Origin of the sequence: Sulfitobacter noctilucae (assembly GCF_000622365.1) — a bacterium.
GTDB classification, from domain to species: Bacteria; Pseudomonadota; Alphaproteobacteria; order Rhodobacterales; family Rhodobacteraceae; genus Sulfitobacter; species Sulfitobacter noctilucae.
In genome coordinates this window covers 1-22,202 of sequence record NZ_JASC01000004.1, presented here as the reverse complement: position 1 = coordinate 22,202, position 22,202 = coordinate 1, and the positions used below count along the sequence as shown (strand labels likewise).

Here is a 22,202-nt window from a genome sequence, read left to right as displayed (position 1 = left end):
AACAGCCTTCATACCAAGGCGAAGGGATTGTCGATCACCCCGACCAGTTCGATCAGAAAGCTGCCTGTTTCGGAGTCCAACGCCTCGGCGTGAAGTCTGTCTATTTCCCGCGTTGCACTCTCCACGCTGGCGCGGCTTCCGTCGAACATCTGCATCACCGACACAGTATTTTCATATCCGTCCAGCCCTTTTATGGCCGAGAAATAGACCCCGATGTCGGTCTTGGCCTCCAGATAAGCCGCATCTGCCACGCCGCCGCTCTCTGCTTTGGCACCGTTTAGAACAGCAAGAATGAAGATGCCCGGTGTGATCCCGCTATCGGGACGATCAAGGGCGTCAATCCAGTAGGCGCTATAGGGATCGCGGCCCAAAAGGTTGTTGAAGACGGCCGTTACGAAAGCCTCTGTATCAGCAAGGCTGCCATCGTTGTTCAGGAAACCGGCATAGGTTGCCTGGGTCTCATCCTGAACAAAAAAGCTCTGCGCGATCTCGGGCAGTGTCATACCGTCGTCCAGTCTGCTTGCCCAATAGGCCAATCCCTTGGCAGCAGGCGCGCGGTCAAAGTAGGCGATATAAAGCTCGACCACATCGGCGATGCTTTGCGTGGACAGGTTCGAAATGCCTTGCAACAAGGTCAGATCCAGACTGTCGATCTCCCCACCCGATCCAAACACCACCTCTTCGATGTCGATCAACCTGTCCTTGCCATCGCCGCTCGCCCGGCGGTCCGTCATGATGGTGCCGTCCGGTGCAAACGTCAGGGTGAAAGCGTCTTGCGGGCCGCTGTAGGTTGCAACATCCCAGCCGCTGCCGCCATAAAGAAGATCATCGCCTGCGTTGCCGCTGAGCCAATCGTCGCCTGCTTGCCCGCGCAGCACGTTATCTCCCGCGTCACCGGCCAGCTGGTTATCCTCTCCATCGCCGGTAAGGGGCAAACCCGGTGATGGAATATCGGAACCACCGTCAGGTGCTGTGCTGACATCTTTGGGAAAGACTTCAAGGAATTCAATCACCGCATCCATGCGTGCGTTTTCATCGTCCAGATGCCGCAAATGCCCCCAACTGCCAAAGGGCGTGGGCCGGTCCACAGCAGTGAAAGCATTAAAGAGCGTCCCACCTTCGCGTACCCAAGAGGCGAGCAACTCCGTATAAATCTCTCCCATTCCTGCGGTATAATTAAGATGAGCGAAAAAGGCTGCCAAATCGGCGTTGGCCTGCCATTGGCCCACGCCCACAATATGCGTGCCGCCTTCGTACATGACCAGATCCAGATCTGCCTTGTCGGCCTGCTCTTTATGATAGGCAAAAAGCTCTGATAGTTCGGCCAGCGATCCATCCGGGTTTCCCGTGACCGATCCATCGCGCAACTCGCGGATGGCGAGGGTCGTGGCATGGTCATAGCGGTGGTCCTGCACATATTGCGCCGCCGCATCGCCCGAAAGCCCGAGGGCCGCCGCCTCCGCCTGCGCGCGCGACAGGCTGTCGGCGATCCATTCAAGTACCGTGGGTGCTTTGTCCTCACGGCCCAAACCACCGTCGAAATAGCCGGTGATCGCGTAGGCGTCGAAATAGCTCGAAGGGGCCGCGCGGTTGCCCGGGTCCTCGGCCACCCAATCGGGAGCGTTCAGGATCGGTTCTTCAAGTCCGCGCCAACCCGTCTGGGTCGCAATCACCTTGACCACATCGGGGCTGTTCGCGCCGTAGATGTCGTCAATCAGCCGGGCCATTGTAACGGCATCAGCGGCATAGTTCTGCACCCAGGCCGAGCTGACATCGCCAAAGCGGCCCTGCCCTTCGGTCTGGGCTTCTTGCGCCTGACTGAATTGCCAGTTCCAAACCTCGTTCGAGAATTCGAAATAGGGTGTCAGCTGAGGGTCGAGGATCGCTTTCACCTTGGTAATGAAATCGCGCATATAATCTTCGGTGGCACGGTGGGGCAGGGTGAACCACGGGTCGGTCCCGGTTTCATTGGCAAGGCGGATCATCACCTCAAGCGGGGCACCCGTGGTGGCCCAGCTGGCATCGGCGAATTGCGGGGCGTCAGCAGTATCAGAAATGGTCGAATTATTGGTATCCATCCAATCCATGAAACGCAGCGCATGGGCGTCTTCGATGACGGAAATCCATTTGGAATTAAAGATCTCGCCCGCCTCGAATGCCGGGATATGGCGTTCATGCACGACTGAGATGTCGCGAATGTAGCTGCCGGTGCCGTTGGGATCGGTCGATAGAATGTCAACGCTGACAAGGCCTGTGCCATCAGGCGTATAGGTAAACCACGCCTCGTTCTGACCATAGGTTACATCCTCTGCGCTCAGACTTAACCGGACCTCGCCCTCCCCCTGCCACGTCACGCGGTAGCGTCCCTGCGCGTCTTCCATCTCGGCTGGCAGCTCGGTCAGGACCAGGGCGCTAATGCGGTCGACACCGGCCGGGATATCGGTCGGCCAACCCATCGGGTCAAGAAAGCCACCCTGATCCAATGCGTCATGTTCAAATCCACCCCATCGGCCCGTTTCATGGCCAAAGAACGGGCGTGAGGACTTGAAAACATCAAGGAAGGGAGAGGCGGTTGCGTAGTCTGCAATGCCACTCAAGCCAAAGCCCAACCCGACTTCCGGCACCGTATCGACAGGGCTGCCGACCGGCGGCGTATCAGGCGTATCGCCTGTATCCGTATCCGGCGCTGGATCAGGCACTTGCGGGGGCACCGGACCTGGCGCGCCGACATCGCCATTCTGTCCGACGGCGGCAAGGGTTTCGTCGATCACATCGTTCATCGCCTGCGCCAATGCTGCATCCGGCCCGCCATATGCGCTGCCCCATTGCGAGAACGTCTCGACCGGCAGCGCTGCGGCATCAACGTCTGCAATCACCTCGGCATGCAGTGCCGCGATGAACCACATCCCGGTATCGTTCAGGTGAACGTCATCGGTAAAAAGCGCGGTGATGCTACTGAGGCCCGGAACCTCCCCGGCCTCGATCGCATCATAAAGACGGCCCATCGCCTGACCGGCAGGGATGAGCAACGCATCGGACGCACCGGATGCGGCCGTTGCGTTCACATGGTCGAGGATGCCTTGCCACTTGGGCAGATCCGCCGTCAGTTGGTCACGCCACGCGGCGGGATCGCTGCCAAGCGGATGCCATGTCTCATAGAGATAGAATTGAGTTTGCGGATTGGCGTCATAGGCCAGATCGGCATAGCGTTTGGCATAGCCGTGCGTGTCATTCCATTGGATTTGATCGTCCAGTGGTATCGCCTCTGTCACGACAACCGTATCGTAGTCGCCGCTGGGCAAAACAGCCCGTGCATTCACCCCTTGTGCGGTATCGCCATTGTCCCAGTTCCAGCGCAGCGGGGCACCGTTGATGATTTGCGCATCAGCACGGGTCGCCTGACCGTGATCCGCCATGAAGCTGTTGAACATGTCAGGCATGACCTGCCCAATAAGGCTGTGCCCGATGAAAAGCGTATTTCCTGCCATGCTACCCCCGATTGCCCGCACAATTATCGTAGGGCTTTCGGCGGACCCTAGACATGCAAACGACTGTGGCTATCCAGAAGTTAAGGTCGGGTAAAGTTTGGCCTAATTCCGCCAGTACGGATGGGCCTAACGGCTTGGATCTGCCGAGTGAGACTTATTCTGGAGGCGGACTACTCGATCTCGAAGTCATAGACCAAATCGACCGGACCATCCTTGTTCATATAGGGGCGGTGATCATTGGTATTAAGCGCGATGCGCAAGGCATAACGGCCGGGCAGAAGCGCGCCCAGCGTAAAGCTGCTTTCATAAAGCCGGCCAAGTTTGAGGCCGTTTAGATAGATATGGGCATGCCCCTCACCTGCAATATGACCGGCATTATCAGCTACGCGGACGAAGGTAAAATTCTTCAGCGCAAGGCTGATCTCAAATCCGTCGTTATCGGCGGCCGGGGGAGACGGGAGTGATATTTCAGGTGTCGGAGATGCATCAACACCCTGCATCATGCCGTGATGCATTTCTGCCATGCCATCGCCGCCTGCGGGTCTGATCACGCGCGCTGCGACTTCGCTGCCATCATCAAAGACCAGCGCGATGGGTTGATACGTCCCCTTTGCAAAGCTGCCCTGGGGTGCGGACAACATCAGATGCGCACCGTCCATCGCCAGCAGGCCTTGCCCCATTGCAGGCACTACAAGCGGGCCCGCGCCACCGGGGTTCGTAATAGAAACATCGGCAGCCGGTGCGGTGACACCGATCAGCGTAACCGCATCACCGCTGTTGTGCATTTCCAGGGATACCATGAAAACATCCCCACCCGTGCCCATTGGCGTTGCGATGGCGTTTGTAACCGTGACCGTGCTTTGCGGCGGTTTCGTTGAGAAATAGACCAGAGCCGCGATGGCAATCACCGCGCCGAATACAAAGAACCGCTTCATTGTCTATCTTGTCTCCCGTCGAGAACTCAGGTGTAAACTAACAAGATGGTGGTTGGAACAAAGCGCTTTATTGGCATGCTCATAGGCGCGGTTCTGACCGGGGACGCCGCGCATGCGCATGCAGCGGATCAGGGTTTTGTGCTGCTTTTGCCAACCACGGCCTATATCACCGGCGGCACAATCGCAGTGGCGGTCACAATCCTGCTGATGTTTTTTTTAAATACCCATCAGCTAGCCCGCGCCTTTACACCCTATGATACAGGACTGCCGGGCCGGTGGTTCACGCCCCCGCGCGGCTTTTCGCTTTTGGCCTCGGCCGCACTTGCTGCGCTGATCTATATCGGGTTGGCCGGACCCACGGACCCGCAGGCAAACCTGCTGCCGCTGACCCTCTGGACGGTCTGGTGGATGGCGCTGTTTGTGGTGCAGGGGGTCGTCTGCGACGTCTGGCGCTGGATTAACCCCTGGACCGGAGTGTTTGACACGGTTTTTCCCGATCATAAAGCTCCTTTGGTCTTACCCAAGTCCCTGTCGGTCTGGCCTGCGGTCCTCCTCTTTGCCGCCTTCATGGGCTTTGTTCTGGCAGACACCGCGCCGAACGATCCGGAGCGGCTCGCCACTTTCGCGCTGGGCTATTGGCTTTTTACCCTGACCGGGATGGCACTGTTTGGCAGGAAAGCCTGGCTGCGGCAGGTTGAGTGTTTCACGGTCCTTTTCGGCCTGATCGGCAACATGCGTATCGCGGGGGGGGATCGCACGCTCAAACTGGGTGTTCCAGGATGGCAGACATTCCACGGGACGAGGTTTGACCTAAGCCATGCGTTCTTTGTGCTCGTTCTCCTTGCGGCGGGCAGTTTCGACGGTCTTCACGAAACATTCTGGTGGCTGGGTCAACTCGGCATCAATCCTTTGGAGTATCCCGGCCGCACCGCGATGGTTCAGATCACGACACTTGGTCTGATTGGCGCGATTTGCTTGCTGACAGCGGTTTTTGCAGGGGCGGTCTGGATCGGCTTGCGAGCGGTCCCTGTGGTCGACGGCCAACGGGCAGCAGGCTTTGCCGAAGCCTTCATCAGGTTCGCAATTGCCCTGCTGCCAATCGCCATCGGCTATCACTTTGCGCATTACTTCGTCACATTCCTTGTGCAGATGCAGGTTGTCGTGGCGACGTTGGCTGATCCGCTGGCGAAAGGATGGAACCTGTTCGGTTTGGCCCAATCGCGGGTCATGGTCGGCTTTCTGACGGTGCCGCAAACCGTAAAGCTGATCTGGCTGACGCAAGCCGGGATCGTTGTCTTGGCCCATATCCTGAGTGTCATTCTTACCCATAAAACTGCCGAAACGCTGTGTAGAACACGCGCTGACGTACTCAAGATGCAGCTTGGACTGTCATTCCTCATGGTGGCCTACACTGTTTTCGGGTTATGGCTGCTGGCAAGCCCGCGCGGGGTCTGACAAGTTTCTAGACATCTTGTCGGCTTCCATAGACAGTATTTCGCACGCGACGAAACGTTGCGCCGCTCTGACAGGAAGATACCCAATGACACAACCGACCAAAAAGCCCACCAAGATGAACCGCCGCAAGGCGCTGATTGGATTGGGTGCCAGCACGGGTGCTCTGGCCGCAGGCGGTGCCTTTCCCGGTGCTGAACGATTTGCACATGCGCAAAGCGCCGCGCCCATAAAGATCGGTTTTCAAAAGCACGCCACCGGCATCGGTGCTGCCTATGGTCGCTGGTACGGTGCGACCACGGACGCGGCGGTCAAGCGGATCAACGAAAACGGCGGCATCAACGGACGCCCCGTCGAGATCGTGGTCGAAGACGATGCGACCGATCCCGGCCGTGGTGCAGAGGTGCTTGAGAAGTTCGCGACACAGCACGAGGTCGACGTGGCCTTCGGGACGCTCTTCAGCCATGTGGTGATCGGGTCCGCGCCGCGTGCGGGCGAACTGAAACTGCCGTATTTCGTGGTCTCCGAAGGCCACCATGTCGCCAGCGGCATGCTGAACCGCTACACGCTTCAGCCGTGCATCACGGATGTGAAAAGCCAGGTCATCTCAATGGCCCCTTTTGTGGCGGAAAACCTCGGTAAAAAGGTCACGATGATCTATCCCGACTTTGCGTTTGGCCACGACCACCGCGATTTTTTCTCGGAGGCGATTGAGGCGCAAGGCGGCGAGGTTGTTGCCAAGATCGCAATCCCGCCAACCGAGACAACATTCACCCGCTATTTCCCGAACATCCCGCGCGAGACCGAAGTGATCTATCACGTCATGGTCGGCCCTGCTGTTCTGACCTTCGTCAAGGAGCTGGGCGAATTCTTTGGCCCCAACCGGCCCGAGCTTTTCGGCTTTATCGACAGCCTAGAGGCGGTCGACATCCAAAGTCCCGGCCTTGAATTCCTTGAAGGGTCGTATTTCTGGGAAGGCATGCCGCGCCATGCGCAGGCGGGTGACACCGAGGCGCAGAAAGCCTACCGCGCGGCGGTGGGCTGTAATGAGCGCGGTGCATCGGTGGAGGATCCTGCCAACGTCTCGACCTATGCGCATATGTTTGGCTGCTGGGAGACATTGAACGTGATCAAGGCCGGCATGGAAGCCGCCGATTACCAAGGTCCGGCAGATCGCCCCAAATTGATTGAAGCAGTCGAGGCCATGTCAGCGATCCCGGCCTCCGAAGATCATCCGCAGGGTGACAAGCTTTTCAACGGCAAAACTCATCAGGTCTTTGCCCAGCAGCATATTTCCAAGGTCACGGACGGGACGCTGGTAGTCGAACATTCCACTTCGATTGAGGACGGCATGTACGAAGACGAAGTCGACTATACGACGCAAACCTTCTAGGCCCGCGCGCAGACCGAACAGGAAAAGAGACCATCTATGGATTTCGGGCCTCATTTGATGCTCGCCTCCCTCGAGGGGGCGGTCATCTCGGCGATTTTGGTGCTGACCGCGATGGGGCTCAGCCTTGTCTTTGGTGTGATGCGCGTGGTGAATGTGGCGCACGGCGAGTTTTTCATGCTCGGTGCGGTCTTGGCCTGGGTGGTGTCGACCACGCTGGGCGGGCATCCGGCGATTGGATTTATCGGCGCGTTAATCGTGGCACCCGTGTTGGTGGGGTGCATCGCGGCGGGCGTTGACCGCTTTGTTCTCAAGCGCGTGAACTATGATGCGGATCGCACCATCGTCGCGACAATTGGTGTGCTCTATATCATCCAGCAATCCACCTTGATGCTGTACGGACCCGAAGCACGCCCCGTCCAGCCACCCTTCAACACGCGGCTGTCCCTGCCGTGGTTCGAGTTTGGCGAAAACGGTTTTGCGATGATCTGGCCATGGGGGCTGAGTATCACCAGCTACAAGCTCTTCGTGATCTTTGCCGCGGCCGCTGTGTTGGTCGCCCTGTGGCTGCTGCTAACCCGAACGAGGATCGGTCTGATCATGCGCGCCACCCAACAAGACAGCGATACTGCGCAGGCCTTTGGTGTGCCGGTCGGCAAAGTCTATTCCTGGGTCTTTGGTCTGGGTGCGGGGCTGGCTGCATTGGGTGCGGTGTTGGTCGTGCCGATCCAGCAGGCGCATTACCTGATGGGGGGCGACCCGCTGTTGCTGGCCTTTATCGTGGTGATCATCGGCGGTCTGGGCAGTTTGCCCGGCACCGTCATCGCGGCTCTGTTGATCGGAATGAGCGACGGCATCATCTCGGTATTTTTCTCGCCCACCCTGGCCAAAATTATCGCGACGTTTCTGGTGGCTATGGTGCTGGTCTTTCGCCCTCAGGGGCTGTTGGGCAGGGCCGAGACATGATGGCCAGCCGCAAGCCATTGGCCCTGCACTTGGGCATCCTCGCGCTGCTGCTGGTCCTGTTCTTCGTGTTGCCCGCCTACCATGTCGGGGCGTTCTCGCGGATCATGGTGCTGGCGATCTACGCGATGGGGTATAACCTGTTGTTCGGTTACACCGGATTGCTCAGCCTTGGTCATGCGATGTTCTTTGCCGCGGGGATGTACGGCTTTGGGCTGACCACGAACCTTACCGGCTTTTCGGTGATCCCGGCGTTCGCGTCCGCGATGCTGGCCGCTGGACTGCTGGCGCTGGGCGTGGGGTATCTGGCGCTGCGCACGGCCGGGGTCGCTTTCATGATCGTCACGCTGATGTTCGCACAGACGGTCTACCTGATCATTCTTTATTTCGGCACCTACACCCGTGGCGACGAAGGGTTCGTCGTGCAACAGGCGCAGCGCCAATTAGCAGGCATCGACCTGACCACCGAAACCGCCCGCTATTTTACCGCTTTCATTCTGTTCTCGGTCTGCTTTCTGGCAATGGCGAAACTGGTGCAGATGCCTTTCGGCAAGCGCCTTATCGCGATCCGGGAGAACGAAGAACGCGCGCGGATGCTGGGCTATGATGTGGCCAACCTGAAATTGCGGGCGATGGTAATCTCGGGGGTGTTTTCTGGCGTTGCCGGGGCATCATATGCCTTGCTGTTCGGCTATGTCGGGGCCAGCTTTGCCGGGGTGCAATATTCGATCTTCCCGCTGCTTTGGGTGCTTCTGGGCGGCGCAGGGACGACAATCGGCCCGCTGATCGGCGTGATCTTCATGTTTTACCTGATCGACATTTCTAGCGGTTGGACCAATGCCTACATGCTGGTGGCAGGTATTGTATTGGTCTTGTTGACCCTTTTCGCACCGCAAGGGATTGTCGGCACGCTGCGCAAGAGGGGTGTCGCATGGCTGCCGTGAATGTGCTTGAGGCCAAGGGGCTGACGAAAATCTATGGCGGGGTAGAGGCCAACGTCGACGTCGATCTGCATTTGGATCAGGGAAAAATCACCGCGCTGATCGGCCCCAACGGGGCGGGCAAATCGACTTTTGTCGGCATGATCAGCGGGCGCATCGCACCCACCCGCGGCACTGTGTATTTCAAGGGCCGCGACATCAGCCAATTGCCCGCGCACAAGCGGATGCAGTTGGGCATGGCCTATACGTTTCAGATCACGTCGATCTTTCCGGGATTGAGCGTCTATGACAACGTGGCGCTGGCGGCGGGCCTGCGACTGGCGCACGACAAACAGGCCCATGATGCCAAGGTACATGCCGTGTTGGACCGTATCGGTCTGGACGACCGCGCCGATCAAACCGCCGGCGATCTGAGCTATGGCCACCAACGGGTGCTCGAAATTGCGATGGGGCTTGCGCAGGAGCCCGAGGTTTTCATTCTGGACGAGCCGACGCAGGGTCTGTCGGAAACCGAAGTCGATGCTTTTATTGCTCTGATGAAATCAATCGCGGGGGAGACCACCATCCTGCTGATCGAACACAATATGCGCGTGGTGGCGGCACTTGCGGATCACGTCACGGTTTTGGACCAGGGGCGTGTGCTGGCTTCTGGCACCTTTGCAGAAATCCACGCGAACGACGCGGTTCAGGCCGCTTATCTGGGATCGACGCCTCATGCTTGAGGTCAGCAATATCGAATCCGGGTACGGGCCTGTCCAAGTGCTCTTTGATGTGTCGTTGCAGGTCAACGCGGGTGAAATCCTGTGCTTGATGGGCCGGAATGGCGCCGGCAAATCCACGATCCTCAAGGCAATCATGGGGCAGCTTCCGGTGACCGGGGGCAGCATCACACTGGACGGCAAGCCGCTCCATACGATGCCCGCGCATCTGATCCCGAAACAGGGCATTGGCTATGTACCGCAAGGCCGGCGGCTGTTCAAAGAACTGACGGTGGCCGAGAACATCGAAGTCGGTCTGATGACACGGGGCGAGGGGGCGTCGACCCGCGACTGGGTGCTCGACCTGTTCCCGCGCCTGCGCGAACGGCTAAGTCAGGTGGCGGGCACACTGTCAGGCGGAGAGCAACAAATGCTCGCCACAGCCCGCGCCCTGTGTCTGCGACCCAAGGTGCTGTTGCTGGACGAGCCGACCGAAGGGCTGCAGCCTTCGATGATCGAACTGATCCGGCAAGTGGTCATCAAGATGAAAGCCGAAGGCTATGCCATCATTCTGGTCGAACAGCGGGTCGATGCAGTTTTGTCGATTGCCGACCGTGTAACTTTCATCGAAAACGGCAAAGATCGAGAGACTGTCTTGGCCGCCGAGTTGCGCCGCGACAAAACCAAGCTGAAGACTTATATAGGGGTGTGATACCCGCGGTCCGGGCGGTCAGCGCAGCCCATACGCGCCCTTCGCATCGCACCAGCCAGGCCGCCAACACGATTGTGACCCGGCGAGCAAGATCAACTTGAGCAAGGCAACGCCGGGCTTGGTCTGGGATCCTCCGTGTGCTTTGGTTTCCCACCGTATGATCTTGCTCAGGTATTCCAAGGCCGCTAGGACAAGGGGCAATGGATCAAGCAAACGGGTTGCGCGCCCACATGTCGCAGGCCGTTTGCATTAAATACGAAGGATCAACGGCATGGCAGAATTCATCGGTTTCGGCAGATTTGCTCCACTCGAGAAGGAGAGCACCAAATTGTTTGGCCATAGATCTGCAGAAAGCAGGACAGTATGAGCCGGCTTGCTGGTAAAACGGCCCTGATCACAGGGGCGGCACGGGGCATCGGCTTGGCCTTTGCCAAGGCCTATATCGCCGAAGGTGCCCGTGTCGCCATCGCCGACATCGACATTGATCGCGCGCGCGCGGAGGCGGAACGCATCGGTCCCGCAGCCATCGCGGTCGAGATGGACGTCACCCGCCAGCCCAGCATCGACGCTGGCATTGCAGCGACGGTAGAGGCTTTTGGCCGGATCGACATCCTGATCAACAACGCCGCGATCTTCAGTGCAGCGCCGATTGTTGATATCACCTCGGCCGACTACGACCGTGTGTTCGACATCAACGTAAAAGGGGCGTTGTTCACCCTGCAATCTGTCGCCAAGCAGATGATTGCACAGGGCCACGGGGGCAAGATCATTAATATGGCCTCTCAGGCGGGTCGCAGGGGCGAGGCGCTGGTTGCTGTCTATTGCGCAAGCAAAGCGGCGATCATCAGCCTGACCCAATCGGCGGGGCTGGACCTGATCCAGCACGGCATCAACGTCAACGCCATCGCGCCAGGTGTGGTGGACGGAGAGCATTGGGACGGGGTTGATGCCTTTTTCGCAAAACACGAGGGCAAACCGCTCGGCCAGAAGAAAACCGAGGTGGGTAATGCGGTGCCTTACGGGCGAATGGGCACGGCGGATGATCTGACCGGCATGGCGGTGTTTCTCGCGTCTGGAGATGCGGAATATGTCGTCGCGCAGACATACAACGTTGACGGCGGAAACTGGTTAAGCTGATGACGGTGGACCGAGGGGCCAGCAGTGCTGATCGGAACGTGCCCAGCCTCACATCTCTTGTGGAGCGGATTACCGATCTGAGCGCCAACGAGGCGCGTGTGCTTGTTGCAATTGCCGGTCCACCTGCCTCCGGTAAATCGACGCTGGCCGATGAACTCGCATCGCGTCTTGGTCCAACGGCGATGGTCATGCCGATGGACGGCTTTCATATGGACAATGAGGCATTGCAAGAGCTTGGATTGCTGGATCGTAAAGGTGCGCCCGAAACCTTTGACGCGCCGGCCTTTGTCGATCTGGTGACGCACCTGCGCGAAGAGGTTTCACTGTCCTTTCCCACTTTTGACCGTGCCGCTGATAAAACTGTGCTTGGTGGTGGGCGGGTGACCACCGATACCCGCATTGTCCTGATCGAAGGCAATTATCTGCTGCTGAATATCTCGCCCTGGGCTGATTTGGCAAAGGCCTTTGATCTGACAATCAGCTTGCAGGTCGATCATGATGAACTTGAGCGCAGGTTGGTCGCGCGATGGGTGAAGCATGGATTGACGACGGACGCTGCGAAGGTGCGCGCCCGGGGCAACGATCTGAAGAATGCGCGGTTTGTGGAGGAACACAGCTTGCCCGCTGACATGACCGTGAAAGGGTGGTCTGTGGCTTAATTGGGGAGGTCGAGCGGGCTCATGGGTCTCACTCACCAGGAGATGTAAACGAGGCCGGGCTAGGGGCAGCGTTTCACCTTGCGTTCTGACTGGTCTGGATCGTGTCTGTTTTTGAATGGCAATCGGGCGATAGGGTTAGCCCCCATCGCCCGTGCAGATTTTAGGCGAAATGCCTTATCAGATTACTTCCAAGGCGTGACGAGATATTTCTCGCCCGTTTTCATCGCGCGATAGTCTGTCACGGCTTCCTTGGTCAGCATCTCTTCGAGGCTTACGTGCTTTTTGTAATGGCTGGCAAAGGTGGTGGTCAGGTTTTCCAGCACACGTTTGCGCATCCGACCCACGGTTTCCGAACCGACGGACTGCAAGAACGGGAATAACAGCCAGCCTGACAGGGTCCAACCAAAGCCATAGCTGGGTGACAGGGTCGTTGGGCTCGTGTCCAGACGGCCATAGATGAACATGCGCTTTTGCTGGTTGGAGCCATAGCGCGAATATTCGGTCATCTTGGTGATCGCGACCTGTTCCATCGCTTTGAAAACACCATCAACAGTCTTGCCGCCGCCAATCGGGTCGAAGCCAAAGAAGGCATCGGTATCGTCAATCGCGGTGCGCAGGTTCTTCATGAAGTCGTCATCCGAAGAATTTACGACATGGGTTGAGCCAAGCTTTTTCAGCAAATCGGCGTGCTCTTCCTTGCGTACGATATTGACCAGCCCAAGCCCGTCTTCCTGACAAATGCGGGTCAGCATTTGTCCCAGATTAGACGCGCCAACGGTGTGCAGAAGGGCGTCCTGACCTTCTGCTTTGGCATTCTCGGCAAAGCCCAGAGCGGTCATCGGGTTAACAAATGCGCTCGCGCCTTCTTCGGCAGTATAATCACCCAGCGGCAAGCACATATGGGCGTCGGCAATGCAATACTGGCTGTAGGCGTTGCCCGGAACACAGGCAACGCGCTGGCCCATCAATGCTTTGGCCTTGTCGCCGTCGCCTGTCGCGACGACGGTACCCGCACCTTCGTTCCCGGCAGGCAGTTTCAGCCCGTGCCGCGCCTTTGACCCGGTGTTGAATGGCTCAGGCATCTTGGCCACGTATTTGCCGGCCGAATAATCGGCGTTCTCAAGATCGGCAGCGCCGGTCAGGATGGCGAGGTCCGAAGGGTTGATCGGAGCCGCCTCCATTTTGACAAGCACTTGATTGCCTGTCGGTTCGGGAAAGGTCACATCCTCAATCGCGACGGTAAGGGTGCCATCGCTTTCCAGCGTGGTGAAAAGCTGCTTGCCGGTGATGCTCATGTCAGTATCTCCAAAGTAGGTGAGTAGAATGTAAGATGCGGCGTCAGCGCCGCGCTGGCCGTGACTGAACACACCTCGTCGCCAAGGTGCAACCCAAGGGGTGAAGTGACGTCACGCTCTGTGCGGCCCGCCGCCGGGTATATCCCTACAGGTGCCAAAGCGCGCCGTGTTCAGGGACGCAACTGATCTGCCAGCAACCCGAGAACCTTACAGCAGGCATCAAGCTCGCTTTGTGTGATGTACTCATCTGCGCGATGTGCTCTGGACATGGACCCCGGACCGCAAATCAGGGCCGCATGGCCCGCAGCCTGAAAAAGCCCCGCCTCGGTGCCAAAGCTGACGGCTTGCTGCACTGGATGGCCGGTAAGTTCCGACATCATGCTTTCCAAGGCCGGATCGTCAGGCGGTGTAAGCGCGGGATAGCTGCTAAGGTCCGTTACTTCCACCGCATCCGCCGCACCGCTGCGCTGTGCGGCACGGGCAAACTGCAAAACCCTGTCGATGATGGCATCTGCATCCTGACCGGGCACAGCACGGCATTCGATCTGCACGGTGCAGCCATCAGGGATGATATTCACCGCCGTGCCGCCGGTGATGACACTTGCCACCACAGTAGAGTGGGGCGGATCAAACCTGTCGTCCTTTGCCCCTGATTGTGCCAGTTCGAGGTTCAAGCCCCGCACAAACAATGCCAGGTCGGCAGCAGGGTAGAGGGCATTCAGCCCCGCATCCGGCGTGGAGGAATGTGCCGCACGCCCTTTGAACGTGAACGACACAGCCCGCTTGCCCTTGTGTGACAGGACGGGGTGCATGTCGGAGGGCTCTCCAATGATACAACCCAGCGGCGGCGCGCAAAGCCGGGGCATTTCAGTGATCATATGCGGCACCCCGCGACAGCCGATTTCTTCGTCATAGGAAAAGGCAAAGTGCAGCGGTTGCCGCAACGGCTTGTCCTTAAGGGCATAGGCCGTCGCCAGCATGGAGGCCAGAAAGCCCTTCATATCCGAAGTGCCTCGTCCGTACAGCTTTCCGTCCCGCGCGGTCAGGGAAAACGGATCGCTGGTCCAATCCTGCCCTTCCACCGGCACCACATCCATGTGCCCCGACAGCAGATAGCCCCGCTCATCTGCAGGGCCAAGCGTAGCAAATATATTCCCGCGATCCCCCTCGGGACCCGGCAAAAGCGTAACCGTGGCGCCGGCGTTATCAAGGTGTTTGCCGATACAGGCACCCATCGCAGCATTGGATTGACCCGGCAGGTCGGGAATGGCGATCAGCTCGGAAAGGATATCAGTGACGTGCATGATAGCTCCAGTGGTTGCGGGCCCTAAAGCGTGGCGTGATTGTCATGGGTGATCGTTACGTTTATCGGCGCAAATGATCGTGGCTAAGGCAGTGGGATTATCCGTAAAATCGACGGTTCATTGCGTTCAGTCTAATAGAAAAAACCCGCCCCTACTCGCCCATCCCCTCATCAGCCGAGCCGCGTATGGCAAGGATGTTGGTCTCGGACAGCTTTGCAAGAAGGGTCTGTTCGACTTCTGCCATGACCTTGGAGACACGTGCATGAAGTGCATGTTCGACGCTGCAATTATGCTCTTCGGTATCGGCTTGGGGGGCGACGAGCCGTTCATCCAACGCAAGGTATACATCTGCCAGTGTGATCTGCTGCGGCGCGCGCGCCAGACGCCAACCGCCTGCGTGGCCACTTTCGGACACCAGCAATCCTGCCTCGCGCAGGCTCCCCAACACACGGCGCACGACCACGGGGTTTGTCCCTGCATGCGCGGCAATATCGGCAGACTTCCGCGTCTGCTCGGGGTCTCGTGCCATATGCCCGAGGGTGTGAAGGGCCAGTGACAGGCGGCTGTTGCGTTTCACAGGCAATCTCCATTGGTTGCGTTATTTTGTAACAGTAGCAGTTGCGCGTATTCGGTAACTCATCTAGTTACATGATTCTGAGTTTCACCAACACCGAGGTATGCGCGTGCTTCAAGAACGTCTTCCCGCAACAGTCCTGTCAGGCTTTCTGGGTGCTGGCAAGACAACACTCCTGAACCGCATTTTGAACAACCGCGAGGGCCGCCGTGTAGCGGTCATCGTCAACGATATGTCCGAGGTGAACATCGATGCCGATCTGGTGCGCGAAGGCGGAGCAAACCTGAGCCACACCGATGAGACGCTGGTAGAGATGTCGAACGGGTGTATTTGCTGCACCCTGCGCGACGACCTGTTGCAAGAGGTCCGGCGCTTGGCCGAGGACGGGCGGTTCGACTACCTATTGATCGAGTCGACCGGCATCTCCGAGCCGCTGCCTGTCGCCGCAACCTTCGACTTTCGCGACGAAGCCGGCGAAAGCCTGTCAGATGTGTCGCGCCTGGATACAATGGTGACGGTAGTCGATGCGGTGAACCTGCTGCGCGACTATTCCAGTCATGATTTTCTGCGTGACCGGGGTGAAACGTTGGGCGAGGAGGACGAGCGCACGCTGGTCAACCTTCTGGTCGAACAGATCGAATTTGCCGATGTGGTTGTTCTCAACAAGGTTGCAGACGCCCAAACGCATGATGTGGACGCTGCGCGCAAGATCATCCGCAGTCTGAACGGCGATGCGCAGATTATTGAAACCAATCACGGTGATGTCCCGGCGGATGCGATCCTGAATACGGGGCTTTTCGATTTCGAGAAGGCGCATGAACACCCGATGTGGGCCAAGGAGTTATATGGCTTCGCGGACCATGTGCCCGAGACCGAGGAATATGGCGTAGCCAGCTATGTCTACCGCGCCCGCCGCCCGTTCGAGCCGGAAAAGATCTTGGCGCTGCTGAATGGCGACCTGCCCGGTGTGATCCGTGCCAAGGGACACTTCTGGATTGCCACACGCCCGGAATGGGTGGCTGAGTTCAGTCTGGCGGGGCACTGTCGAGCATCAAGCCGTTGGGCACATGGTGGGCTTCTGTGCCTGAAGAGCGCTGGCCCGATCACGAAAGCGCGCGTCAGTATATGGCCGCGCACTGGTCCGCGCCCTGGGGCGACCGTCGTCAGGAGTTGGTCTTTATCGGCGCGGGCATCGATTGGTCCACGATCAAGGCCCGGCTGGATCAATGCCTTGTACCTGAACATCTTGCACCCGGTCCCGAGGCATTGCCGGACCTGCCCGATCCCTTTCCAGTTTGGCGGCATGCGGAGGCCGAAAACGCTGGAGATTGATGAGGAGCAGGTGAAAGACCTGCACGCCAAGATTGGGGAGTTGGCCGTCGCCAACAATTTTTTGGCCAGAAAGCTCAAACTCTGGACCGGCAAGTGAGGCGTAGGATGATTGAGCCGAACCTGCCTGGCCTGTCTGTTGGCAAACAATGTGCGCTGCTGTCGATCTCACGTTCGTCATTTTACTATGAGCCGAAACGCGAGACCGAGATGAACCTCGATTTGATGCGTCTGATCTACAAGCAGTTCCTGGAGGCCCCGTTTTACGGCGAGCGCCAGCCTCTCGGGACATTTGCTGTGCAAATACCCTGACGGCCAATGGATGACCTGGTACCTGCGCAATGAGGATCATCTCGTGAACGAGAAGCGCATCCGCCGTCTCATGCGGTTAATGGGTTTGATGCCGATCTATCAGAAGCCCAACACCAGCAAAGCGGCAAAAGGGCACAATACTTACCCCTATTTGCTGCGCGGGTTGCGCGTTGATCGGCCCAATCAGGTCTGGCGCGCAGACATCACCTACCTGCCGATGCGGCGTGGGTTCCTGTATTTGGTGGCGATCATGGACTGGCACACCCGCAAGGTTTTGGCTTGGCGCATCTCGAACACCCTTGAGGCTGACTTTTGCGTCGAGGCGCTGAACGAGCCGATCCACCGGTTCGGCCCGCCCGAGATCATGAACACAGATCGGGCAGCCAGTTCACGTCCTTCGTTTGGACTGCCGACTGAAGCGGGTTGGCACCCGGATCTCGATGGACGGCAAGGGTCGGTTCCTGGACGACATCTTTGTCGAACGCCTGTGGCGGCCGCTGAAATACGAGTGCGTCTATCTGCATGCTTGAGAGAGCGGTTCAGAGGCCAAGGCGGGCATCAGAAAGTGGATCGAGTTCTACAATCACAAGCGACCGCATTCCTCGCTTGGCGGCAGGCCACCTGCCCTGGTCTATAGGCAGAGAAATGAGAAAACCAACCCCGATCAACAGGTGTAAAAAGTAGCTTAATTTACGCCAGATACTGTCCAAATAATGGGGAGTAGCTCAGTTCAATATATGAACTGTGTTTATTAGACGAAGTCTTATTTTAAGTTTGAAAGGCCAATTTGCCGGCGTATTTCTTAAAGGATAAAAGTTCGAATTTAGTCTATCTACTTGATAGATATTGATATTTCCTATTCTTCAACCCTAAAATACAACTCTGAGATATATTCTCACACGCCTGAATTGTGCCGAAAACCGATTCTACGCTTGTAAGTACGCCGATGGCATACCCCGCAAGTTGTGTGGAGCCGTCTTAATCAGTTTAAACAAGTAAGAAGGATTACGAAATGAGACACGCAAAGCAACTGACTGCAACAGCGATAATCACGATCAGTCTTTCGTCGAGTGCAATGGCGCTTGGCCTCGGTGCAGGGGTAGGCATAGGAATTGGTGGTGACGGTATCGGCGCGGGCATCGGGGCAGATGTCGGCGGGCTCGGCGTTGGTGTCGGTGTCGGCTTAGGAGGTGGCAACGGTAGCGGATCAAGCTCCGGGGGAAGTGGTCAAGGCTCAAGTGGTCAGTCAGGAGGGCTGGGTGCCGGAGTTGGTGTCGGCACCGGAAGTGGATCAGGGAATAGTGGTGGAAGTAGCTCGGGTGGCGCAACCGGCCAAGGGTCGGGCAATGGAACCGGGAGTGGCTCGGGCAGCGTTGGTAGCGGCGGCCTCGGAGCATCTGTTGGCGGATTAGGAGCTGGCCTTGGAGTGGGTCTTGGCAGCGGTGGATCAAACGGGAACACAGGTGGCTCAGGCACAGGTGGCAGCGGTACAGGTGGCTCAGGCACGGGTGGTAGTGGCACAGGTGGTTCAGGCACGGGTGGCAGTGGCACTGGCGGCTCTGGGTCAGGCGGCAATTCGGATAGCGGCGGGCCGGGATCAGCAGATAGTAGCTCCGCATCGGGTGGCCGGAATGGTGATTTTGGATTTAGCAGCATTAGTCGTAGTTTGGGGCTCAGTACGACCAAGCAGCGGTCGTTCGCGGCGGAACCGACTTCTAGCGCACAGGCCATCATCGGTGCGAATGTATGGGCATCGGATGGGGTTTTCCTTGGACAGGTCTATGAAGTTAAACCTGCCGCCGGCGGCCAAGTAGACGCTCGATTGAAATTGAATTCGAAAATCATTCGCAATGAGACTGCTTTGCTTAGACTGGACCCTGACTGGATCAGGAACGGCCGACTAAAGATTAAGATGTCTAGCGCCAAATTCATCGCGCGCATCTCAAAATAGAGCGGATCTTAAGTTGCTTAGTGGGTCGCCAGCATTGGCGGCCCCTCAGAAACAGATGCTGAAAGGGTTCAAGCTTTAGAAGCATTTGCACTTGTCGAAAGCCTTCAGATCGTTTCCACTAACCGTTATGCTAGGCGATGTTTAAGTGTTTTAAAACGTAGTCCAAAGGAAATTAAACTAATTCCTGGAAGTATGAGTAAAAGGCGCTCAAGTCGCCAACATGTTGGAGCATGGAATGTTTAAGGCAATCGTCGAGAGTTCGCCACTGGGAATATTCGGGGTAAACGCCGCAGGGAACGTCACATACTGCAACTTAAGTGCAGCTAGGCTAGCTTATATCGACCAGAGCAAATTAGTCGGTTCGAAAATTTCGACAATTTTCCCAGAGATTGAGCTTCATGAGGGCCGGCTAGCTATCCCGACGTCTCTATCCGCATGGAAAATGAACTTGATAACGGTTTGCTCACCCAAGGGTGATCTTAGATACTACGACGTGAAAGTAGATCACATTTCCGAGGGAGAGCATAAGGGAACTAATGTCTTAACGCTAAGCGATGTCACGGCGCGCAAACGAGCCTGGCAAACGGTTGAAGAACAGGAGAAACGGTGGAATTTAGCGCTGCAAGGCAGCAGAATTGGCGTATTTGAATCTGACCTGCGCACAGGATTGGGATCAGCGTCAGATACTTGGTACCAACTACTCGGACTTTCGAAAGCCGACGAAAATAACTCAGACGAGGAGTGGCGGAAAAGAGTCCATCCAGACGACTTGGATGCGGTGCTCGAAATCGACGCTAAATGTATCGACGGTCAAATCGAACAATCCGAGGCAAAGTTTCGCATGAAAGGCGGCGACGGAACATGGCTTTGGATGAAGTCAGTTTTGCGCGTGACAGAACGTGATGACCAGGGAAAAGCTACAAGAGTATTAGGCACAATGACAGATATCTCGCCTTTAGAAGCTGCCTTGGAGCTTGCAAGGTCAAGGCGGGATGAACTTGAACTGCTTATATCCAACGCGCCAATCGCCATGTCGGTGTTTGCCTTGGATGGTACCATTCTGCTTTTCAACGACTCGTGTCAAAAACTGCTCGGATATACGAAGAACCAACTGGTCCGTCAAAATATTGGAAATCTTTCGGGCATCGGCAACACCAAAGAGATTAAAAGAAGCATTAGCGACCTAGTTTCGGGCAAATCTGCAACCAGTACGACGCAAACGCGCATTACGAGGCCAGATGGGTCAGTTGCTGACCTTCAGATAAGCTTGTCTGTCCTCAGAGAAGGCGATGTTGAGCAGAGCCAAATCATTGCACAGATGTTAGATATCACTGAGCAAAAGCGGCTGGCTACAATGAAAGACGACTTTGTCGCCACTGTAAGTCATGAACTTCGTACACCCTTAGCATCTGTCTATGGAGCGATAAAATTACTGGCTCAGTGTGCCCAATTCGAAACCGGCGACAAGGCCAAGGGGCTCATTGAGGTAGCCGAACGTAATAGCGATAGGCTCCTTGAAGTGGTCGATGATCTTCTCAATTTTCAGAAACTCAATACCGGAGGCCTAGCAGTTCAAATGGAACCGGTTAGTATTGCTGAATTAATTAGCCAGGCCGTCATACAGCACCAAGACATCGCGGAAAAGTCAGGTGTGACGTATAGTCTAAAACTACCTACTAATCCCATTTGGGCCGATGCAGACGCGATACTTCTAAAGCAGGCCATCTCGCAACTTCTGTCAAATGCCACAAAGTTTTCGAGTGAGAAAGGGTCTGTAGAAGTGCGGGTTGAAAGGTTCAATGGAGCCTGTCAAATTTCTGTAACTGATAACGGCAGAGGTGTCTCCACGAGCTTTTCAAAACAAATCTTTAAACCCTTCACTCAGGAAGCAGACAATCTGACAAGGGATAAGGAAGGAAGCGGTCTTGGCCTAGCGATCTCAAAAGGCCTAGTTGAAGCGATGGGCGGCAAGATCGGATATGACTCGCTACCCAATGTAAAGACTACTTTCTGGATCCGGCTCAAACTCTCTAGACGCTCTGGTATCGGGCGGAAAACCCAAACTTTCAGTGGAAACTCCGGTCGACCGGAAGGTCACGCCCTTTCAGGGTAGACCTAATATAAATTTTCGTTCTCGATATAGATTGACACATAGCAGTTTGGACGCTGGCAAGGACGACACCCGGGGTTCCGGCGGTTAGATAGAGATCTTTGACGATGGCGCAGTCCTATTCAGTGAATGTGACCTGCTCTGACCTGCTCCCCATTGTGTCCGCTAATTTAGGTTAGCTCTGTTCAGGTTTTGGTCCTCTTCTGACCGGTTAGCATATTCAGCTGTAGTCATGCCAGCGAGGCTTCTGTGTGGGCGGTGGTTGTTGAAGTCATTACGCCAAGCAGCGATCAACTGGCGGGCATGGCGCAGGTTGTCGAACAGATGTTCGTTCAGGCATTCATCCCGCATTCTGCCGTTGAAGCTTTCCACAAAGCCGTTCTGCATTGGTTTGCCGAGGGCAATGTGACGTGCCCCTAGTTTCCTAGACGCTTGCCTCGTTCATTTTCCTCTGTTCTGTTTCATAGTCAATTGGCGACAGCATTCCGTTGTTGGTGTGCTTGCGGGTCGGGTTGTAAAACATCTCGATGTAGTCGAACACGTCCTGCCTTGCTGCGTCGCGCGTGGTGTACGTTCGCCGCCTGATGCGTTCCCGTTTCAGCAAGTGAAAGAAGCTCTCGGCGACTGCGTTATCATGACAATTCCCGCGCCTACTCATGCTGGCATCCAGATAGTGTTTGCCGAGAAACGATTGCCACTCTTTGCCGGTGAACTGTGACCCCTGGTCGGAATGGATCATGACCCTGTGCTTTGGTTTGCGCCGCCATACGGCACTCAGCAATGCCTGCAAGGCCAGATCAGTTGTCATTCGGGATTGCATCGACCAGCCCACAACACGCCGTGAGAACAGGTCGATGACCACAGCGAGGTACGACCAGCCTTCATGGGTCCTGATGGAGGTAATATCGGTCACCCAAACACGGTCAGGGGCATCAACTTCGAACTGCCGATC

16 protein-coding genes and 3 pseudogenes are annotated in these 22,202 nt (G+C 56.8%); 12 read left to right on the top strand and 7 right to left on the bottom strand.

The genetic code is table 11. From position 1 onward, the window contains the following. Window positions 1-8: 8 nt before the first annotated feature. Complete coding sequence (locus tag Z945_RS20755; protein WP_052862601.1) at window positions 9-3,488, bottom strand: DUF4214 domain-containing protein; 3,480 nt, start codon at window positions 3,486-3,488, stop codon at window positions 9-11. 170 nt (window positions 3,489-3,658) lie between these two features. Further along, entirely contained in the window at window positions 3,659-4,423 is a 765-nt protein-coding gene (locus tag Z945_RS19990; protein ID WP_025050902.1) for a copper chaperone PCu(A)C domain-containing protein, read from the bottom strand. 45 nt (window positions 4,424-4,468) lie between these two features. Here Z945_RS19990 and Z945_RS0104405 point away from each other — a divergent pair, with 45 nt between their 5' ends. The 8 genes from Z945_RS0104405 (at window position 4,469) to Z945_RS0104365 (ending at window position 12,375) form a co-directional block, all read left to right on the top strand. Next, window positions 4,469-5,878 (top strand): hypothetical protein, encoded by a 1,410-nt coding sequence (locus tag Z945_RS0104405; protein WP_037970565.1) that lies wholly within the window; start codon window positions 4,469-4,471, stop codon window positions 5,876-5,878. Between the two features lie 115 nt (window positions 5,879-5,993). Then, on the top strand, window positions 5,994-7,268 hold the full coding sequence (locus tag Z945_RS0104400) for an ABC transporter substrate-binding protein (RefSeq protein ID WP_420911448.1): 1,275 nt from the start codon (window positions 5,994-5,996) through the stop codon (window positions 7,266-7,268). 36 nt (window positions 7,269-7,304) lie between these two features. After that, window positions 7,305-8,231, top strand: a complete 927-nt coding sequence (locus tag Z945_RS0104395; RefSeq protein ID WP_025050899.1) for a branched-chain amino acid ABC transporter permease — start codon at window positions 7,305-7,307, stop codon at window positions 8,229-8,231. Further along, on the top strand, window positions 8,228-9,172 hold the full coding sequence (locus tag Z945_RS0104390; protein WP_025050898.1) for a branched-chain amino acid ABC transporter permease: 945 nt from the start codon (window positions 8,228-8,230) through the stop codon (window positions 9,170-9,172). Before Z945_RS0104395 ends, Z945_RS0104390 begins: the two co-directional genes overlap by 4 nt. Then, window positions 9,160-9,891 carry an ABC transporter ATP-binding protein gene (locus tag Z945_RS0104385; protein WP_037970562.1) on the top strand — a complete coding sequence of 244 codons (732 nt, stop codon included), beginning with the start codon at window positions 9,160-9,162 and terminating at the stop codon, window positions 9,889-9,891. Before Z945_RS0104390 ends, Z945_RS0104385 begins: the two co-directional genes overlap by 13 nt. Then, entirely contained in the window at window positions 9,884-10,579 is a 696-nt protein-coding gene (locus Z945_RS0104380; protein WP_025050896.1) for an ABC transporter ATP-binding protein, read from the top strand. The genes Z945_RS0104385 and Z945_RS0104380 overlap by 8 nt, the downstream gene beginning before the upstream one ends. 363 nt (window positions 10,580-10,942) lie before the next feature. After that, window positions 10,943-11,716 (top strand): L-iditol 2-dehydrogenase, encoded by a 774-nt coding sequence (locus Z945_RS0104370; protein WP_025050895.1) that lies wholly within the window; start codon window positions 10,943-10,945, stop codon window positions 11,714-11,716. Further along, the gene (locus Z945_RS0104365; RefSeq protein WP_025050894.1) at window positions 11,716-12,375 is read left to right on the top strand and encodes a nucleoside/nucleotide kinase family protein; all 660 of its coding nucleotides are present in this window, start codon (window positions 11,716-11,718) and stop codon (window positions 12,373-12,375) included. The genes Z945_RS0104370 and Z945_RS0104365 overlap by 1 nt, the downstream gene beginning before the upstream one ends. Before the next feature lie 182 nt (window positions 12,376-12,557). On the opposite strand, the gene Z945_RS0104360 is transcribed toward Z945_RS0104365, so the two are convergent. The 3 genes from Z945_RS0104360 to Z945_RS0104350 form a co-directional block, all read right to left on the bottom strand. Further along, window positions 12,558-13,670 (bottom strand): zinc-binding dehydrogenase, encoded by a 1,113-nt coding sequence (locus tag Z945_RS0104360; RefSeq protein ID WP_025050893.1) that lies wholly within the window; start codon window positions 13,668-13,670, stop codon window positions 12,558-12,560. Window positions 13,671-13,840: 170 nt separating this feature from the next. Then, window positions 13,841-14,974 (bottom strand): acetylornithine deacetylase, encoded by a 1,134-nt coding sequence (gene argE / locus Z945_RS0104355; protein WP_025050892.1) that lies wholly within the window; start codon window positions 14,972-14,974, stop codon window positions 13,841-13,843. A gap of 151 nt (window positions 14,975-15,125) precedes the next feature. Beyond that, window positions 15,126-15,551 (bottom strand): Rrf2 family transcriptional regulator, encoded by a 426-nt coding sequence (locus Z945_RS0104350; protein WP_025050891.1) that lies wholly within the window; start codon window positions 15,549-15,551, stop codon window positions 15,126-15,128. Between the two features lie 100 nt (window positions 15,552-15,651). Between Z945_RS0104350 and zigA the strand changes: the two are divergent. The 4 genes and pseudogenes from zigA (at window position 15,652) to Z945_RS0104320 (ending at window position 21,253) form a co-directional block, all read left to right on the top strand. Next, window positions 15,652-16,880 (top strand): annotated as a pseudogene (zigA, locus tag Z945_RS19345) (zinc metallochaperone GTPase ZigA). A 129-nt stretch (window positions 16,881-17,009) separates the two neighbouring features. Beyond that, window positions 17,010-17,866, top strand: a pseudogene (locus Z945_RS19340) (IS3 family transposase); the annotation flags it as partial. Between the two features lie 513 nt (window positions 17,867-18,379). Beyond that, entirely contained in the window at window positions 18,380-18,601 is a 222-nt protein-coding gene (locus tag Z945_RS20445) for a hypothetical protein (RefSeq protein ID WP_025050890.1), read from the top strand. A gap of 774 nt (window positions 18,602-19,375) precedes the next feature. Further along, complete coding sequence (locus Z945_RS0104320) at window positions 19,376-21,253, top strand: sensor histidine kinase (RefSeq protein ID WP_161634073.1); 1,878 nt, start codon at window positions 19,376-19,378, stop codon at window positions 21,251-21,253. 162 nt (window positions 21,254-21,415) lie between these two features. On the opposite strand, the pseudogene Z945_RS20240 reads toward Z945_RS0104320, so the two are convergent. Continuing rightward, window positions 21,416-21,658 (bottom strand): annotated as a pseudogene (locus tag Z945_RS20240) (integrase core domain-containing protein); the annotation flags it as partial. A 16-nt stretch (window positions 21,659-21,674) separates the two neighbouring features. Then, window positions 21,675-22,202, bottom strand: a 528-nt coding sequence (locus Z945_RS0104310; protein ID WP_025050887.1) for an IS3 family transposase, incomplete at its 5' end; no start/stop codon positions are given.

Bases quoted from the DNA above. Each gene is read 5' to 3' on its own strand.
- Z945_RS0104360 (WP_025050893.1), bottom strand. From the start codon at position 13,670: ATGAGCATCACCGGCAAGCAGCTTTTCACCACGCTGGAAAGCGATGGC.
- Z945_RS0104380 (WP_025050896.1), top strand. From the start codon at position 9,884: ATGCTTGAGGTCAGCAATATCGAATCCGGGTACGGGCCTGTCCAAGTG.
- Z945_RS0104390 (WP_025050898.1), top strand. From the start codon at position 8,228: ATGATGGCCAGCCGCAAGCCATTGGCCCTGCACTTGGGCATCCTCGCG.
- Z945_RS0104365 (WP_025050894.1), top strand. From the start codon at position 11,716: ATGACGGTGGACCGAGGGGCCAGCAGTGCTGATCGGAACGTGCCCAGC.
- Z945_RS0104385 (WP_037970562.1), top strand. From the start codon at position 9,160: ATGGCTGCCGTGAATGTGCTTGAGGCCAAGGGGCTGACGAAAATCTAT.
- Z945_RS0104370 (WP_025050895.1), top strand. From the start codon at position 10,943: ATGAGCCGGCTTGCTGGTAAAACGGCCCTGATCACAGGGGCGGCACGG.
- Z945_RS0104395 (WP_025050899.1), top strand. From the start codon at position 7,305: ATGGATTTCGGGCCTCATTTGATGCTCGCCTCCCTCGAGGGGGCGGTC.
- Z945_RS20755 (WP_052862601.1), bottom strand. From the start codon at position 3,488: ATGGCAGGAAATACGCTTTTCATCGGGCACAGCCTTATTGGGCAGGTC.
- Z945_RS0104400 (WP_420911448.1), top strand. From the start codon at position 5,994: ATGAACCGCCGCAAGGCGCTGATTGGATTGGGTGCCAGCACGGGTGCT.
- Z945_RS19990 (WP_025050902.1), bottom strand. From the start codon at position 4,423: ATGAAGCGGTTCTTTGTATTCGGCGCGGTGATTGCCATCGCGGCTCTG.
- Z945_RS0104320 (WP_161634073.1), top strand. From the start codon at position 19,376: ATGTTTAAGGCAATCGTCGAGAGTTCGCCACTGGGAATATTCGGGGTA.
- argE (WP_025050892.1), bottom strand. From the start codon at position 14,974: ATGCACGTCACTGATATCCTTTCCGAGCTGATCGCCATTCCCGACCTG.
- Z945_RS0104405 (WP_037970565.1), top strand. From the start codon at position 4,469: ATGGTGGTTGGAACAAAGCGCTTTATTGGCATGCTCATAGGCGCGGTT.